Raw genomic sequence first — 17,787 nt, 5'->3', positions numbered from 1 at the left:
GTGAAAATTTTTGCCCCTTTGTATGAAAAAGTAATGTGCTGGTCAAAGCATAAAAATGCACCATTTTATCTGTACCTTACTGCCTTTGTTGAATCTATTTTTTGGCCTATCCCTGTTGATATCATGTTAGCGCCGATGGCCTTAGCAAAACGTCACCTAGCTTGGCGCTTTGCATTGGGTGCAACTATCTTTTCCGTATTAGGCGGCGCTGCAGGTTATTATCTTGGTAGTGCTTTATATGACCCTGTGGTGTTACCGTTTATTGAAACGATGGGCTATCAAGGTAAAATGATGACAGCACAATCATGGTTTATTGAATGGGGGATCATGGTTATTTTCATTGCTAGCTTTACACCAATCCCATTTAAAGTGTTTACTATTACAGCAGGCGTGATGGGAATGGTATTTTGGCCATTTATATTAACTGCCTTCATTGGACGTGGTTTACGTTTCTTTTTAGTCGCTGGACTAATGGTATTAGGTGGAGAAAAAATGGAAGCTAAATTGAGCAAGTATATCGACGCACTAGGTTGGGTGACTATTATAGCCGCTGCTATTTTATATTTTATGTTAAAGCATTAATTGACTGTGAAATATTTATTATTCTTACCTTTAATTTTCTTAACTGCTTGCTCTTCGCCAGGTGGTCGAGCTCCCGTCTCTGATGTTAAATCAACATCTACTCCTTATGTTGCTAGTGGTAAGAGTATCAAAGAAGGACAAGAGAAGTATTTGGTACAAACTGGCGATACCCTTTATTCCATTGCATGGCGTGCGGGGATGAATGTAAATACCTTAATTAAACGCAATCATTTAAAAAAGCCTTATATTATTAGAAGTGGACAAATTCTAACGTTACGTAACGTTAACGCTAAGGTAATACCTACTCCTAAAGTCACACCTAATTCACAAGGTCAACAAAAAGAGAGCTCTAAAAGCTGCTTAAATCAAAAATGTAAAAAAAATAACCAATTAGGGGTTGTTAAAGCAAAGCCAAAAGTCTACTCTAAGAATGTTGTTGATAAAAATGTGACTAAAAAGGCGAAAGTTACGCCACCAGTCACACAACAAGTTACTAAGAAAAAAGTAGCTGCAAAGACACCTGAGAAGGTAATTGCAAAAGTAGCTGATTGGCAATGGCCAAGTGAAGGTAAGTTAATTAAAACCTTTGCTAGTTCAACCCAGGGAATGAAAGGAATATCTATTTCAAATTCTCGTGGTTCATCAGTTTACGCTGCCGCTTCAGGTGAAGTTGTTTACGCGGGTAGTGGGTTAAGAGGATATGGAAATTTAATCATTATTAAACATAATTATGATTACCTCAGTGCTTATGCACACAATGACAAACTACTCATAAAAGAAAATGAGCACGTTAAAATAGGACAAAAAATAGCTGTAATGGGGGATAGTGGAACGGATAGCGTTCGTTTACATTTTGACATTCGCTACCGTGGAAAATCTGTTGATCCTTTGCGTTATTTACCAAGGAGGTAATGACGCTATAAATGCAGCGAGCAATTAATTGTCTAAATCTATTAGAAAATTAATACAGTGCATTTTAATAGTTCATAAAAGATTAATCGGTATAAAGGGAGTGTTAACCATGGTAGGAACAGCCTCAATTAATAGAGATCAAACGAGCACAGAAAAATATAGTAATCATGTCGTTAGTGATGGTAACCAACAAGGATTTAAGGTTGTCAAAGCCAATAACTCTCGTACCCAAGGCGCAGAAGCTGAAAAATTCTCTGCAAGCACTGGCCATAAGGTCATGGATGCGACTCAACTTTACTTAGGAGAGATAGGTTACACACCTTTATTAACTGCTCCTGAAGAAATCTACTATTCTCGCCGTTCACAGCGTGGTGACGAAGTTGCTCGTAAACGTATGATAGAAAGTAACTTACGTCTCGTTGTTAAAATATCTCGTCGTTATAATAATCGCGGATTGTCATTACTCGATTTAGTTGAAGAAGGTAATTTAGGCTTAATTCGCGCGGTTGAAAAATTTGACCCTGAAAAAGGCTTCCGCTTTTCAACTTATGCAACGTGGTGGATACGTCAAACCATTGAACGTGCCATTATGAACCAAAGCCGCACTATACGTTTACCCATCCATATTGTTAAAAAGCTAAATATTTACTTGCGTACGGCAAGAGATCTAGCACATAAACTAACACATGAGCCCACCCCGGAAGATATTGCAAAAGAATTAGATGTTTCAGCAAAAGAAGTATCAAAAATATTAAAATTGAATGAGCGTATTAGCTCCGTCGATACTCCGCTAGGGCAAAGTTCAAACACTGAATTATTAGATATCATTCCTGATAGCAATGAATCGACACCTGAGAATACCTTACAAACTAATAACATGAAGTTACGTATTGTCGACTGGCTGGAAGATCTAAATCCAAAGCAACGTGAAGTACTAGCAAGACGTTTTGGCTTATTAGGCTATGAAGCAGATACCTTAGAAAATGTAGGTAAAGAGATTGGGTTAACACGAGAGCGTGTTCGTCAGATTCAAGTTGAAGCATTAAAAGCGCTTCGAGAGGTGTTATCTGAGCAAGGGTTATCGATTGATTCTTTATTTCAGCTTTAATTAATTTAAGGGCCAACAAAGAACGTTTAAAAGATATTTGAATGTAACCTTTAAAAAGTAATAAGCATTAAACAAAAACGCATCTAATGGATGCGTTTTTTGTTTGAATTGCGTTAACGTTAGTTTTGTATCATACCAATCAGAATAAATAGTTGAGCTATTTATTCGTTAAAACAACCTACTTCTTCATTATATATTTCATAAAGTAAGTCACTATTTACATTAATTCAGATTGAGAAAAACTAAAGGATGGATCAATCTCTCTTAGTTCTTTTGCTAATGAGAGTTGCGCTTTAGCATTTTCAATCTCACGCCATTTACGTGGTTTAGCTTTACGCTTTGCTGGAACTGCGTATAAATTATCTATATTCATGTCGGCTTCATTTATCTGAGTCTGTTGCATGTTATATCCTTAACTTTACGTACCAGTGTGTTTGTTACTGTGAATACAATAAAGTTACTATATGACAATTTTATGACATCTCTGTTTTGCTTTAATTACCCTTTATCTACCTAATTAGTCTTAAGGCTATAAATAATATTTTGTCCTATGCTTCTTCTTCACGCTTTTTATTTTACCTTTATTGATGATTTTAAACGTTAGGGAAGAGGTATGATCATGTTAAATCATAGAGGTTTCACCTTCATAGAGCTTATGATCACACTTATTATTTTTGGGATTGTGATTGCCATCTCAACGGCATCCTTTCAAAGTTTAATTGCAGATCAAGCTTTATCTAAAGCTGCGAGCCAAGTTTATTACTCGCTTCAATTAGCAAAAACAGAAGCGATTAAACGTAATCAAAAAATTTACGTTCAGTTTTGCCAGCAACAATCTGTTTGGAAGATGGGGCTCAGTGATTTTTCTGGTTGTGATTGTTTCACCGCTAATTCTTGTCAATTAGATGGTATAGAAAAAGTACAAGATTTAGCGGATGGTAATAAAGTTTTAATCAATGACAACGATATCAATTTTACAAATCATCAGGCTTCTTATGGTGCCCTGCGTTTTTCTGTCGAAACAGGATCTGTTGTCTTAACTAGTCGAGATAATAAAAAACTATCTGTCATACAAAGTGCAATGAGGCTAAGAGTTTGTGCACCTGATGGAGCCTACTTGGGGTATAAACAATGTTAACTGACATTGCTAAAGTTACAAATCAATTAAAAACCCATGCAATACTTTGTAAGGAGCCCAACAAAGAACTTACTAAAAAATCTAATACAGAACCTAGTACTAGTCGTAATACTGCACGTTATACAGAATCGAAGCTAATACCTGATACAAAATTAACATTTAATACAGCATCCAATGCACCTCACAATATAATAAAACAGCCACAAAAAGGGTTTACGTTGGTTGAAGTATTAATCTGTTTATTATTAGGCTCTTTACTATTAAGTATGGTCATCGGTTTATATGTCACTAATGTTAGCCATAGCACCAAAACACTGCAAATGTCACGCCTACGTACTGATTTACAAGCATTGGTTGGTGTGATTGAAAACGATATTCGTCGAGCTGGTTATGGTGGTGATCAGTTTATGGTCGGAGCAGCGCAAGATAAAGTGATTGACTCAAGCAATACCAATAACCAAAAGTGTATTGTTTATTCCTATAACTATGATGATGCAACAACACCAACCACGTCACATGTAATGGGCTTTCGTTATTCGACTAATTCTAAAAGCATTCAGTTTGGTAGAAACGTTGATCCACAAGCGAGTAATTGTTTGAATGGAGGTTATTGGGTGAACTTAACTGATCCAAATTTTTTAAAGATTACGGCATTAAGTTTTATTGAAACCTCTCATACCAACCCAACATCACAAATTACATTACGCAGTATTAACATTAATATTACCGGAGAACTTGTCGAAAATAGTGCATACAGTTATCAAATAGCCACGCAGATACAAGTACGTAATCGCGAATATCACTAAGCCTGCGCTATTGATAAAGTATTGTTATAGATAGGATGATTTAAGAGATCTGTTTTAGCTTACATATATTAATCTGACTATTTAGCTTGTTTTATGTTTTGACTTAGGGGCGCATGGCGAACTAGGCAAAGCCTAGTATCATGAGCGGAGGAGCTCTGCGAGTCCTGTTTTCAGCTTGCAGGTTTTTGGTTGTATGTGTTGTTTTAATGAAGATTTTATTGCGATTCAATTTACCTTTTACAATTCAACACAAAAATCCCTGCAGGCTAAAGCCAGCGCCCCGAAAAACACAAGGATGCATCAAACTATTCTATTTTGACTTAGGGGCGCATGGCGAATTAGGCAAAGCCCAGTGTCATGAGCGGAGGAACTCTGCGAGTCCTGTTTTCAGCTTGCAGGTTTTTGGTTGTATGTGTTGTTTTAATGAAGATTTTATTGCGATTCAATTTACCTTTTACAATTCAACACAAAAATTCCTGCAGGCTAAAGCCAGCGCCCCGAAAATAAGTATAACGATACATCAAACTATTATGTTTTGACTTAGGGGCGCATGGCGAATTAGGCGAAACCTACTTTAATGGGCGGAGGAGCTCTGCGAGTCTTGTTTTTAGCTTGCAGTTTTTTGGTTGTATGTGCTGTCTTTTTAATGAAGATTTTACTGTCATTCAATGTACCTTTTACAATTCAACACAAAAATTCCTGCAGGCTAAAGCCAGCGCCCCGAAAATAAGTATAACGATACATCAAACTATTATGTTTTGACTTAATGAGCAGAGGAACTCTGCGAGTCCTGTTTTAAGTTGCTTGTGGTTATTTTCTTTTGACTTAGGGGCGCATGCTTCAGCTTGCAGGTTTTTGTGTATGCTCTTTAATATTGAGCTTACTGCTATTCAATCCACGTTTCTAAATTCAACGGCCTTATAGAAAAGCAATATAAACTCTGCAGACTAAAGTTCGTGCCTAATAGAAAATCAATACGATAATTCAGCCTACTAAAACCAATAGTTCAATAACAATCACCAAAATGATTGAGTCATATTCTTTTTACTATAACTTTCAGATCGTTATATAAAACTTCATTAAGTACCTTTATTAAACTAAATACCATCATATTATTAAAACCTTATCTTTTTAATACTGATTAATTAATAAAAGTCGATACAATGGAGTTATTAACCCACAAGGACGTCACCGTATTGAATATCGCCGCTAAATCATGGATTACTGCTTATTTTGTTTGCTTCTTTTTTATCTGGGGCATCTTTTTACCTTTTTGGAGCGTTTGGTTAGCAAGTAAAGGCATTAGCCCAGAACAAATTGGTACCTTATTTTCCTTAGGGCTCGTGCTGCGGTTTGTGAGTAATATTGGTTTATTACCCCGTTTAAAAACAGCTAAAGGGCCATTGAAGATGGTCTGCTATCTTACCTTTAGTGCGCTGGTGTGCTTATTGTTACTCGTTTACTTTCAAGGTTGGTATGCATTAGCTGCTGCGACATTATTACTTAACTTTTTATTGGCACCGATGGTTCCTTTAGGCGATATCATTGGCACGCGTTTAGTTAAACAAATTCAAATTAATTATGGCAAAGTGCGATTATGGGGATCGGTTAGTTTTATTGTCGGTTCTACCTTTGTAGGGTGGACAATCGGCGAGTTTGGTCATGAAACTATCTTATGGTTAATTATTGTCGCGGTCTTTTTTAACTATTGTCTAAGCCTCATTAACTTAAACCCACAATTACAAGAGCAAACAAAGCCAAAGCAACATACGAATAACAACCTAATGTCGCTAATGAAACAACCAAAAGTAATTTATTTCATTTTAATAATGGGATTAATACAAGGTAGTCACGCGGCTTATTATTCCTTTAGTGCTTTGTATTGGACCTCAATGGGGATCTCTGAATTTAATATCGCCTTATTATGGGGGTTGAGTGTCTTTGCTGAAGTGCTATTAATGCGTTTTAACGATAAATTATTTGGCTCTTGGTCAGTTAAACAAATGTGTCTTTTAGCGTTAATCGCTGGGTTAATTCGTTGGGGAGTATTATCACAAACCACTGATATGGCGTTACTCATACTAGTGCAAACCTTCCACGCCTTTACGTTTGCATTAGCTCACTTAGCGGCAATGCGTTTTATTGCGATGCAAGAAGAACATCTAATGGTTGGCTACCAAACCCTATATTCAAGTGTTGGGTTAGGGTTGATAATGGCGGTACTGACTTTCCTTTCTGGTTGGATATATGCGCCTCAAGACAGCACACTATTTATATGGATGGGATGTATTATGTTGCCGGTCTTTATCTTATTAAAAAGATGGAAATGTGATTAAGTCTCGCTAAACGGCTATTAAGTATTGAGCCTGCCCAGGTTCATTTCAATTTTTAATTCAAGCAATAAGTTCACCTCTTATACTTCAAATATGAGAGGTGAACATGAACTTATTAAACCTTTTACTATCCAATACCTTGAAATCGATAATTTAATCCCCATTAAATATGTGTATTCATTCTGTTAATTGAGGTCTCTATGTTTGCACGGTTGTTTTTGATTTTTACTGGTGTGTCATTGCTAGAAATATTTGTATTAGTGAAAGTAGGTGGTTTCTTAGGTGCATGGCCAACTATTTTATTAGTCATTATCACTGCGTTAATTGGATCTGCTTTAGTGCGCAGCCAAGGCTTACAACTTGTACAAAAACTACAGCAACGCATGGCCTCTGGTGAAATGCCAGGACAACAATTAATTGAAGGAATGATGTTAATCATCACTGGGATTTTATTAGTTACCCCAGGCTTTGTAACTGACTTATGTGGCTTATTATTATTGCAACCGACTATTCGTGCTGGCATTGCTAAATTCCTGTTAGCGAATGTGAAATTTGCACCACAATCTTCAATGGGTGGATTTTCTAGTCAAGGTTTTGGCCAAGCACCTAGACATGATGACTCTGTGATAGAAGGTGAGTTCGAACATAAAGAAGATAAGAAGCTTGATTAAATATTGTGATTGAATCTAAAAATTTATTAATAAAATTGTCATATAAGTTGCGTAACATATGCGCATCGTTTATTAATGCGCTGTTTATTAATAGGTTCGATTAGTATTTAATATCAATACAACATCAAAATAAGAATAAAAGGTAAAATGATGAAAATTACTCGTCCAAGTACTTTAAGAGTATTTAAAAAATACCAACCTCGTCAAATTGCAAAATTTGCTAAAGGTTTTTTCAATGGCCGTATTTTTATTGCTGGTTTAGGTCGCTTCAGAGTCGTCGATGGTAAAGTTGTCGCTTATAAACATTTAATTGCAGAACAAAAAGTATTAATGGCCGTTAGCGAAATCAATAAAATGGTCTTAGAGCTGTCTCACCCAAAAGCTGTCACCGTATAAATACTATTTAGTTTTAATTTCTCTTATTCAATATACAAAAATGAAGACCAGCTTCTTTTCACTGAGTTAAAGTCGAGATGAGCTGGTTTTTTACTTTACTCAGAAAATTATTTTAATAATTATTTCTAAACTGACTTGAATCGTGCCTTTTTGACCCCATCACATAACCAACTATAAGCAACTTAATCTGTTAACTATCAAAGGAAGTCATAATGTCTATTCGTCCTCTACATGATCGCGTTATTTTAAAGCGTACTGAGAAAGAAACTAAATCTGCTGGTGGTATCGTTTTAACTGGTAGCGCTGCTGAAAAATCAACTCGTGGTGAAGTTATCGCCGTGGGTAAAGGTCGTATTTTGGAAAATGGTGAAGTAAGACCATTAGATGTAAAAGTAGGTGATACTGTTATTTTCAGTGAAGGCTACGGTTTGAAAACAGAAAAGATTGAAGGTGAAGAAGTCCTGATCTTGAGTGAAAATGACATTTTAGCGATTGTTGAGTAGTTAAATAATCGTTAACAACTGCTATTTATTCTCTTATTGTGAAAACAAAAATTAAAGAAAAGTAAAAGGAAAATATAATGTCTGCTAAAGAAGTTAAATTTGGTAATGATGCTCGAATCAAAATGCTGGATGGCGTTAACATTCTAGCCAATGCTGTACGTGTAACACTAGGTCCTAAAGGCCGTAACGTAGTTATCGACAAAAGCTTTGGTGCTCCTCAAATCACTAAAGATGGTGTGACTGTTGCTAAAGAGATCGAACTTTCTGACAAGTTTGAAAACATGGGCGCACAAATGGTTAAAGAAGTGGCTTCTCAAACTAATGATGCAGCCGGTGACGGAACAACAACAGCAACAGTATTAGCACAATCAATCATCACTGAAGGTCTAAAAGCCGTTGCAGCGGGTATGAACCCAATGGACTTAAAACGTGGTATCGACCAAACAGTTAAAGCGGCTGTTGTTGAATTGAAAAAACTATCGACACCTTGCTCTGACTCTAAAGCAATCACACAAGTAGGGACTATCTCTGCTAACTCTGATGTAGAAATTGGCGAAATCATTGCAACTGCAATGCAAAAAGTAGGTAACGAAGGCGTTATCACTGTTGAAGAAGGTCAAGGCTTAGAAACTGAGCTAGAAGTGGTTGAAGGTATGCAATTCGACCGTGGTTACCTATCTCCTTACTTCATGACAAACCAAGAAGCAGGTACTGTTGAGCTAGATAGCCCATTCATCCTAATCGTTGATAAAAAAATCGGTAACATCCGTGAATTATTACCAACATTAGAAGCAGTGGCTAAAGCATCAAAACCATTATTAATTATTGCTGAAGACGTTGAAGGCGAAGCGCTAGCAACATTAGTTGTTAATAACATGCGTGGCATCGTGAAAGTAGCGGCTGTTAAAGCACCTGGTTTCGGTGATCGTCGTAAAGCAATGCTACAAGATATTGCCATCCTAACAGCTGGTACCGTTATCTCTGAAGAGATTGGTCTAGACCTTGAGAAAGTAACACTTGAAGATCTTGGTCAAGCTAAACGTATCGTGATCAATAAAGACGAAACAACAATCATTGATGGTGCAGGTCAACAAGATGCTATTTCAGCACGTGTTAGCCAAATCAAACAACAAATCGAAGCTTCTTCATCTGATTACGATAAAGAAAAACTTCAAGAACGTTCTGCTAAATTAGCAGGCGGTGTTGCAGTCATTAAAGTTGGTGCATCAACTGAAGTAGAAATGAAAGAGAAAAAAGACCGTGTTGACGATGCATTACACGCAACGCGCGCTGCCGTTGAAGAAGGCGTAGTTGCTGGTGGTGGTGTTGCTCTAGTACGTGTTGCTGGTCTATTAAAAGATCTTAAAGGCGACAATGACGACCAAAACGTAGGTATTCGTGTTGCACTTCGTGCGATGGAATCTCCATTACGTCAAATCGTTTCTAACTGTGGTGAAGAAGCATCAGTAGTAGCAAGCAACGTCCAAAAAGGCACTGCAAACTACGGTTACAACGCAACAACTGGCGAATACGGCGATATGTTAGAAATGGGTATTCTTGACCCAACTAAAGTAACGCGTAGCGCACTACAGTTTGCAGCGTCAGTAGCAGGCTTGATGATCACAACTGAATGTATGATCACAGACCTACCTGTAGATGCACCAGCTGCACCGATGCCTGATATGGGCGGAATGGGTGGTATGATGTAAGCTTTTTCCTTTAAATGTAACCCTTTTAAATCAATGGCTTACATTTTATTTTGAGACCATCTGTGTGACGTTATGTATCACGGTTGGTCTCACATTTATTTTACTCCTGTTATTCCTTTTTATTGCCCTCATCGTGTCTTCCTAGCGTAAGAGAGCTCCACTGAACAACAACTATTACTTTGTTACTTTGCGTCTCGTAGGGTGTCCCTATGGAACAGTCTGATCTACTGTCTTGTTAACTTTTATTTTTCTTCTGGTATTACTGTTGATGAATACATAGGGGGGAGGGGGGAGGCTATTAGTTTACCTTTGCGATTGCATCGTATAGTTCCTTGTACAAAATATGTGTGCTTGAGTTTTCATTATTTTAGATAGTTACGCAGAGAACTTTTATTGGATTTTTTTAATTGTTATGAGATTTAATAGAGTGAGCTTTTCTAGATGGGAGCGTCTCTAGTGTCTTGGTGTCGTCCCTGTGTTACCCCTCTAAAATTATTTAAGCTGTTGTTTTAAAGGGGTTATTTGTCTGATTTTGGTTTTTTATCGTGGTGGTGCTTTCGGGTGTTAACTGCTGCTAAAAATCATCCTTATTTTGGTTCGATAATGGTAACTCAGAGGGTTTTAATACCTTACTGTTATCAATACCTATCCCGAAGACCAAAGCCCCTAGCTGGATTTCAGAGGGGGGTCCAGTGGTATATCTCCAAGGTGCTGTACTTCCCCCTTCGAATCTCTTTAGTTGCTTTTCAATCATTAAGCGAGGTGGAACTCCTTCAGGAAGGAAGTCAATGTCTTCTACTTCAGTAGTCACTTTCTTAACGTGTTTCTTAAGCTTCAAGTCATCTACTAGTTTGGTTAGCCTGTATTGACCACCACACCATTGTTTTACCTTTTCAGTAGTCCCGAAAGGTTTCTTTGAGGTATAGACTCGATATCCATGATCAATTGGGTTCTTGTTTCCTGCTGATTGATTTATCCTTGCTTCTGCAATCATTAAATTACCGTATGTAAACCTGCCTTGGTATCCATTGCCTTTAGCGGGATCTCTGTGACACATATGATAATCATAGCGCTTAATAAACTTACCTTGTTCAAGTATAAGCCCACAAGCGCTCTTACAGTCTTTCCATAGGCTATGGATATTCTTTATGTCTTCATCGTCTAAAGGCATTGATTCAGGTGATTGACGCGTAGTTGCATCTGCAAACCACATACCAAATTCAGACTTCCAGAATACTCCACTGAAACAGTCATTACATTTGGTGCTTGTACGTCCATTAGACCTCTTAGCCGGCATTCTACGCATACCGCACTCACTACATTTACGTTTCTTGATTACTATTGTCATTATCAGTTGTTACTACTCTTAAAGTATCCCTTGTTTCTTTGCTTCTGCTGTCAGGCGCTTAACCGTAGCCTGTGATACGTTTAATTTCTCTGCTGTCTTAGCTATGGATAAACCACTACTACGTAATTCTGCTATCTTCTTAGTGCTTGCTTTAGCTGGCCTCCCGATGATCTTACCTTCTACTCTTGCTCTTGCTTGTCCTTCTATGGTTCGTTCCCTGATACGGTCTCTTTCAAACTCAGCGAATGCCAGAAACATCTTAAGCATTAACTGACCTTCTGAACTGCTTAAATCATTGTGTGGTAGGTCTAGGCAGTTGATTGTAATTCCTTTAGCCATGAGTAGTTTAATGGTCTGTTGTACGTCAATGTTGTCACGACCTAAACGGTCTAATTTAAGGACTACTAAGGTATCTCCTTTCATTAACTTATGTTCAACCATTGCCTTAAAGCCTTTACGTTCCATAGCGCAGACTGAGCCAGATACCGTTTCTTCTATGATAAAATCGTTATCCACCTTGTACCCTTTACCTATAAAAGCTTGAATCTGATTAGCTGTAGTTTGTTCTGTGGTTGATACTCGGCAATAGAAATAGATACGTTGGCTCATTGGTAATGATTCTCTGCGTTAAAAGTAGGGGGATCTTATAAGCTAGGCTTAAATGTGTCAAGCCCCTATTTTTGAGCTATCCTATATTTGGTTCATTGAGGTAGGTCTATAAACGAATGGTTTTGAGCTAGGAGTTGCTTTGGAGGATTGATTACCATCTGGCAATAAAGAAGGTTGAATAGTTTATTGCTTTTATTGATATCAATGAAACCAACTAAACAATTATTGTGTCATTTAGCTGGTTTTTGATAAGCAATAAACGATTAGCTTTTGATAAAGTTTCTGATTACAGAGTATTCAATGACGCTATTATTAGCCTTATGAACTTTTATGACTGCACCTTTATAACCAATTGTATCCCCATCATTCAAATCCATAGTGAAATCTGTACTGTATGCTTGTCTAATTGAGTTATCGCTGAACTCTCTATAAGTAAACCTAAGAATATCTCCAGTTTTCCCGTTGTATTCGATAATCTGTTGGAATGTATTTGGTTTAATTATAAACGTAGGTTCGTCATTCTTTGTTATTGATATTTGAGGTGGTTCGTAGCAATTGGCATAGCTAACACAAATTTCATTATTATCTTCATCATATTTAACCCAGTTTTGTTGACTAAGAACTGTACCAAAACCATTGTTAATATTGACTGTATTTGCATTATCCGATTTATACATTTGACCTGAAGAAGGCACTTTGTAGAATGTCCCACCTTGGATATCTGCAGCATATGCATCCATAAAGCCTAGCTCTATTGATTCTGCATAGTACCCCATTGCTTGTTTTAACAAGTTATCACCCAAATAGGCTGTTGTCTGAGTATTCAGCTCTGGAATTGATATGTTAGTAAATTGAACTGGGGCACTAGTTTGAGTATTGGAGCAGGCAGTCAGAGTTAACGGAAGCAATATTGCTATAAGTTTATTTTTCATCAATGTTCCTTTTCGATTGATATAACATGTTTGTTAATGGTGAAGTCTACATATAAAAATATTATAAACAACAAAGCTTACTTAATAAAACAATGGGGTTACATTTTATTTCATAAAGTTTATTGCCCTTTGCAAGCACTACTTTCTTTATGATCTTTTAATTATTTTATTTGAATAAAAATATTGCTAGGTTAGCCACTCTTTTTCCACTTGGTTTGCTATCTGTGCCGCAGCTTCAGCAAGCTTATTAACGTCTTCCCTTGCGTAATAACCGTAACTCATAGTTTGACCTGACTGATGCCCTATAAGCTTTGCAGCGTCAAACTCTTTAATTCCTGCTCTCTGTGCGGCTGTAGAATAGTGGGCTCTTAGAGAGTGAAAAGAACGACTAGAATCTTTAGTAATCTTATCTACTTTGAAATGAGAGAATATACGTCCAGCGGTCTTAGCTTCCAGACCAAGTGGTAAGTGTATGTCTTGTACTTGAGAAGGAAGTGGAACAAGCCGCTTAGCTGCTGCTGTTTTCCCTTTAGTTATAACCATGCATCTCACACCTTCAATAGTTTCTTCATGCGCACGACACAGTTCACTAATCCGTGCTCCTGTAAATAAGGCAAGCCTAGCGAGGCTCTTAACTAGCTCAGGGCTGTCTTTGAGAATCACTTTAAGCTGATCACTACTAAATAACTGTTTCTGTTTGCTTCCTTCACCACGATATTGACTAAGGTCATGGTCACAAAATGGACTTATTTTAGTTTCAATTTCACCTAGTTTATAAGCATGTCCCCATACAGAACGTAGGCGGCTTAGGTGTCCCGAAATGGTGCCGTGCGCGTATTCATGCCCTAGGTATTCGATATATTCAACCACTTGCTTTTTATGTATTTCTCTTAGTGGAATATCAGGAATTTTTAAATATAATAGAAATCTGCTTATGCTGTTCTGTAGTTTACTCAGGGTTTCTGGGCTGCTTGTGTTGCTACGACCTAATAGGCTGTTTAACGCCTCTTTAAGTGTATATGTATAAGCATGTTGCATTTCCCCATAGACCTCTTGTCTGTATGCCGCTTTGGCAATGTCATTACGAGGTAGAAAATCGTCCATATCTAAGGGGATGCTTGAGTTCCTTATTGCTTCTGCATAGGGTTTAACTTGCTCAGAGTAAGCTTTGAATTGAACTCTGTCTTCACTGTAAGCACCTTGCGCTTGTGCTGCTAGCTCCCCATTTATTCTATCTCGCTTTATACGTGCAAGTTTTACAGAACTCGTCCCTAAACTTTGTGTGATATGTGTTTTGCTAGGGTATAAGTGTTGTAACTCTTTAGGTACTCGTCTGCAGTATACCCATGTGTCATGATGTAGTTTTAAGTGTTTGTTATTGTTGCTCATTGTTCTTGTTTTTTAGACCTATGTTACACGGAATGTATCACGCTAGGTGTTCTGTGGTCTAGTGTTTATAGGGAGTTCAATGCTTCCATGGTATTGAGGGAACTTTGATGTAATTCTGACTGCATAAATCGTCTACTTCATCGTTGCTTTACCACTCGTTTAAGAAACACTAAACGTCGTGGCAAAGCGCCTTGAATTAAACTATTTCTGCTATCCAGAATGATTCGTACTAAGAATCTAAAAAGCTCACTTCGGTGAGCTTTTTTGTATCTGTTAAATGATAAATATAACGGCTATTTAATCTACTTAATCATTACTTAACCACTCGTTTAAGAAACATTAAACGTCGCAGGCTAAATATTACAACAAGGCGCCTTGAATTAAACTATTTCTGCTATCCAGAATGATTCTAAATAAGGGCTAACTTAGTTGTTTTTCTTTATATGAATAACAACTAGAAAAACAGAGGGTAATTATTAGCATTACGATAAAAAGCGGTTAAATCGAGTTGGACATTATAATTTACAGAGAATTAATCTGCAGACAATAGATGTGAAAATAGATTGATGGTTTTATTGCTCGTTAAAAATTACTTATATTTTTTATCGTGAATGTTAGTTTTTACAGGAGAGGAATATAAAACCCGCGCATGGTCTACACGGGTTATTAAACATTAACTACTTTTACAGTGCATCAAAGGCTTCATCGAAGTCTTTTGCTGCTGCGTTGGTAAATTCAAAGTTAGCGCGTATATAGACTAACGTTGCTTTTTCAATATCAGTAACACCAGTACCATCTTTAGCTGAAGCAAAAAGTTCAACAACTTCATCTTTTGATAATTTACCTTCACCTTTACCTGTTGTGTGCTCTTTTGCTAAGTCTAATAACTCTTTCTCATACTTTTGTCCTTCAATACTTACGTACGCCATGTTGATTCCTTATTTAGAGTTTTTAATTAGTTAATACCAATTTAAATAATTATCTCGTCATTTATGCTTATTAAAATGGACCCCAGCTTCGTTGTTAATGTTGTAATAAGAATAACTAGTTACTGCAATTAACGCTTTGCTATCATCCATTTTGCCTAACGCTTAAATAGAATATTTATTTATTCAGAACGGTACAATTTAAAACAAGAGAAATTCAATATATGAAAATATCTTGAATAAACATTAACTCGGAATTAATAATTTACAACCTTTAGGTGTGTTTTATGATGAGAATTCGTTGATTTTTTTAAAAAATAATTTTTTTATCTATCTCGTACGTTATTTATTTTTTCTAAGATTCTTCGTTGATTATTATTAACTATCAATAAGAACTTTTTTATACCTAGATACAGCTTAAAAATAATAAAAAAGGTTCTAATATTAACTTACGATTAAAAGGTTTAGATTTAACTCCTTTACACACCATTACCACATTCAAAATGTTGTTCATTAGCTAACTTATTTTTACAACAGGGTAAAGATAAGTTAGTAATAACGAACAAAGATAATTTAATTACTTATGATAAGGTAGTTAAATTTGGTTTGGCCGAAACAGGTAATAATAAATATTTTATTCATAATTTTTTAGTTGAGTTTTCTATGCATGATATTTCTATATGGCTTCTTTTCGTATTTATAGTCGGAAGTTACGTTCAGAGTCTAACGGGATTTGCGTTTGGTTTGATTGTGATGAGTGTTGCGGCGTTATTTTCTCTCGTACCATTAGAGGTTGCAGCTTTCTCTGTCAGTGTGTTGAGTATGGTAAATGCGGGGACAAGTTTATATGGTGGAGTATGGAAACAAGTGAATGCAAAGAACTTCATTGTTTATTTTATTGCTTCTACACCAATGATTGCCGTCGGTGTTTATCTGTTGACGTTTTTTGGGAATAACGCTTTACATTGGTTACAACTATTATTGGGAATAAGCATTATTTTGGCTTGTTTAATGAGTTTAGTGAAGCCTAAGAAAGACGTCAAACCTTCACGACCTTGGGTGTATTTTGTGTTTGGTGGTATTTCTGGGATTTTTGGTGGTTTATTTTCTACTTCAGGGCCACCCATTTCTTATTTAATGTATCGTCAACCAGTTGCTTTGAGTGTGATTCGAGCGACGTTACTCAGTGTTTTCTTTCTTTCCTGTTTATTACGAATTATGATTATGGGAGTGAGCGGAAAAATTACTGAACCAATGCTTTTGGTCAGTTTAGCAGGGCTGCCTTGTGTGCTTATTGTGGCAATGCTAGCTAAGCGTTATCCTCCCAATATATCACCGCAAGTAATAAAACGTATTGCATTGGTTTTATTACTATTATCCGGTGTCAGTTTGTCGTTAAAAGCATTGCTTTAACAATCTATTTAAAAATAATAAACACATCAGATTTTATCTGGTGTGTTTTAAATATAACTAGCTGTTCAAGGTTATTTTCTAATGCTAACCGTATACTAATCTACCAAATTCCCTCTAATTTAAACGCTTTTTTCTGACCGACTCATTTTCCTTTATTCAATTCTTTTATCATGTTCTACCTATTAACTAGTGCAGTCGCCGCGTTATGTCATTCTATTTTGAAACCAAAGTTATCTATCAGAGATGGGGTACATCTCGCTTTAGAGTCTTTAACGCAAATTACAAAAAAAGACCACTATTTTTTAGGTGGCCTTAAACTAATGAGCAAAATCGGGTGTTATGGTAAATGCAAAATACTTAGTGATGTTAATAATAACCATCTATCAAAAGTGCTTAAGGGTAATTTCGAGGGGATCGGGGAAAATCTCTTCTATACTCTAAGTCCTTTATGAATTAAGGTAATATGAACTCCATATCCTTTACACTAGTCTTTTTTAACAGCCCAAATTAAAGCTATAACCCAGCCAAGTAAAGTCCATCCTAGGAATAGATTAAGGACAAAAATACTATTTGAATTTTTATGTTTAGTCCCCACAATCGTTGGTAAAAAATAAACACATAGAAAAATAACAACAAAAATAGACTCTTGCATAAAGTAACCACCTTGGCCAACTAAAGATAAAATAAGTGCGAATAATAATCTTTTAAATAGACTACGTAAAATGATTGTTATTGCATAATAGACTATTTTTCTTATACAAAGAGCAGTTTCATAATGAAATTAAGATAAACGACTTAAATTCATTAGTTGATTGCTCGATATAAACCATTAAACCTTAGATCAAAAATAACTTTAATCAGCTGCTTTATAAGCGTAAATATATGATCCTTGTTTAGAACCATTTCTAAACCCAAACCGTTATATTACTCAATTATATTTTTTACTATTTTATCCTATCTCTTTTTAGGGCAAAGGCGACCTGTTGATATCACTCTAATATCACCTAGTCAT

The 17,787-nt window shown here is 36.4% G+C and carries 18 protein-coding genes; 11 read left to right on the top strand and 7 right to left on the bottom strand.

The genetic code is table 11. From position 1 onward, the window contains the following. The 3 genes from Q0794_RS14120 (at position 1) to rpoS (ending at position 2,602) form a co-directional block, all read left to right on the top strand. Positions 1–582, top strand: coding sequence for a YqaA family protein (locus Q0794_RS14120; RefSeq protein ID WP_298942975.1), 582 nt, complete (start codon positions 1–3; stop codon positions 580–582). A gap of 6 nt (positions 583–588) precedes the next feature. After that, on the top strand, positions 589–1,494 hold the full coding sequence (locus Q0794_RS14115) for a peptidoglycan DD-metalloendopeptidase family protein (protein ID WP_298942974.1): 906 nt from the start codon (positions 589–591) through the stop codon (positions 1,492–1,494). Between the two features lie 109 nt (positions 1,495–1,603). After that, positions 1,604–2,602, top strand: a complete 999-nt coding sequence (gene rpoS, locus Q0794_RS14110; protein ID WP_298942973.1) for an RNA polymerase sigma factor RpoS — start codon at positions 1,604–1,606, stop codon at positions 2,600–2,602. A gap of 217 nt (positions 2,603–2,819) precedes the next feature. Here rpoS and Q0794_RS14105 read toward each other — a convergent pair whose 3' ends face one another. Continuing rightward, a complete protein-coding gene (locus Q0794_RS14105; protein WP_298942972.1) occupies positions 2,820–3,005 on the bottom strand; it encodes a DUF3545 family protein in 186 nt (61 codons plus the stop codon). 210 nt (positions 3,006–3,215) lie between these two features. On the opposite strand from Q0794_RS14105, the gene Q0794_RS14100 reads away from it, so the two are divergent. The 7 genes from Q0794_RS14100 to groL all read left to right on the top strand — a co-directional run bounded on the left by Q0794_RS14100 (position 3,216) and on the right by groL (position 10,158). Further along, a complete protein-coding gene (locus Q0794_RS14100) occupies positions 3,216–3,740 on the top strand; it encodes a GspH/FimT family pseudopilin (RefSeq protein ID WP_298942971.1) in 525 nt (174 codons plus the stop codon). After that, positions 3,734–4,546: a prepilin-type N-terminal cleavage/methylation domain-containing protein gene (locus tag Q0794_RS14095; protein ID WP_298942970.1), complete on the top strand. Its 813-nt coding sequence runs from the start codon at positions 3,734–3,736 to the stop codon at positions 4,544–4,546. The genes Q0794_RS14100 and Q0794_RS14095 overlap by 7 nt, the downstream gene beginning before the upstream one ends. A gap of 1,163 nt (positions 4,547–5,709) precedes the next feature. After that, a complete protein-coding gene (locus Q0794_RS14090) occupies positions 5,710–6,882 on the top strand; it encodes a 3-phenylpropionate MFS transporter (protein WP_298942969.1) in 1,173 nt (390 codons plus the stop codon). Positions 6,883–7,079: 197 nt separating this feature from the next. Then, the gene (locus tag Q0794_RS14085) at positions 7,080–7,550 is read left to right on the top strand and encodes an FxsA family protein (protein ID WP_298942968.1); all 471 of its coding nucleotides are present in this window, start codon (positions 7,080–7,082) and stop codon (positions 7,548–7,550) included. A 150-nt stretch (positions 7,551–7,700) separates the two neighbouring features. After that, positions 7,701–7,946: a DUF1107 family protein gene (locus Q0794_RS14080; protein ID WP_298942967.1), complete on the top strand. Its 246-nt coding sequence runs from the start codon at positions 7,701–7,703 to the stop codon at positions 7,944–7,946. Positions 7,947–8,158: 212 nt separating this feature from the next. After that, the gene (locus tag Q0794_RS14075) at positions 8,159–8,449 is read left to right on the top strand and encodes a co-chaperone GroES (RefSeq protein ID WP_025565176.1); all 291 of its coding nucleotides are present in this window, start codon (positions 8,159–8,161) and stop codon (positions 8,447–8,449) included. Positions 8,450–8,526: 77 nt separating this feature from the next. Then, on the top strand, positions 8,527–10,158 hold the full coding sequence (groL, locus tag Q0794_RS14070) for a chaperonin GroEL (RefSeq protein ID WP_298942964.1): 1,632 nt from the start codon (positions 8,527–8,529) through the stop codon (positions 10,156–10,158). A 574-nt stretch (positions 10,159–10,732) separates the two neighbouring features. On the opposite strand, the gene Q0794_RS14065 is transcribed toward groL, so the two are convergent. From Q0794_RS14065 to Q0794_RS14045, 5 genes are all read right to left on the bottom strand, one after another. After that, a complete protein-coding gene (locus tag Q0794_RS14065; protein ID WP_298942962.1) occupies positions 10,733–11,464 on the bottom strand; it encodes a hypothetical protein in 732 nt (243 codons plus the stop codon). 60 nt (positions 11,465–11,524) lie between these two features. After that, the gene (locus tag Q0794_RS14060; protein ID WP_298942961.1) at positions 11,525–12,115 is read right to left on the bottom strand and encodes a recombinase family protein; all 591 of its coding nucleotides are present in this window, start codon (positions 12,113–12,115) and stop codon (positions 11,525–11,527) included. Between the two features lie 263 nt (positions 12,116–12,378). Further along, complete coding sequence (locus tag Q0794_RS14055; protein ID WP_298942958.1) at positions 12,379–13,047, bottom strand: hypothetical protein; 669 nt, start codon at positions 13,045–13,047, stop codon at positions 12,379–12,381. A gap of 186 nt (positions 13,048–13,233) precedes the next feature. After that, positions 13,234–14,436, bottom strand: coding sequence for a site-specific integrase (locus Q0794_RS14050; protein ID WP_298942957.1), 1,203 nt, complete (start codon positions 14,434–14,436; stop codon positions 13,234–13,236). 683 nt (positions 14,437–15,119) lie between these two features. After that, entirely contained in the window at positions 15,120–15,365 is a 246-nt protein-coding gene (locus Q0794_RS14045; protein WP_298942955.1) for a hypothetical protein, read from the bottom strand. Between the two features lie 660 nt (positions 15,366–16,025). Here Q0794_RS14045 and Q0794_RS14040 point away from each other — a divergent pair. After that, complete coding sequence (locus tag Q0794_RS14040) at positions 16,026–16,775, top strand: sulfite exporter TauE/SafE family protein (RefSeq protein ID WP_298942953.1); 750 nt, start codon at positions 16,026–16,028, stop codon at positions 16,773–16,775. 484 nt (positions 16,776–17,259) lie between these two features. Here Q0794_RS14040 and Q0794_RS14035 read toward each other — a convergent pair whose 3' ends face one another. Then, complete coding sequence (locus Q0794_RS14035) at positions 17,260–17,427, bottom strand: superinfection immunity protein (protein ID WP_298942950.1); 168 nt, start codon at positions 17,425–17,427, stop codon at positions 17,260–17,262. Positions 17,428–17,787: the final 360 nt, after the last annotated feature.

The sequence above is a fragment of the uncultured Psychromonas sp. genome (assembly GCF_947489755.1).
Taxonomy (GTDB): domain Bacteria; phylum Pseudomonadota; class Gammaproteobacteria; order Enterobacterales; family Psychromonadaceae; genus Psychromonas.
The sequence above is the reverse complement of the archived record's forward strand: the minus strand, read 5'-3'. Positions and strand labels throughout refer to the sequence as shown.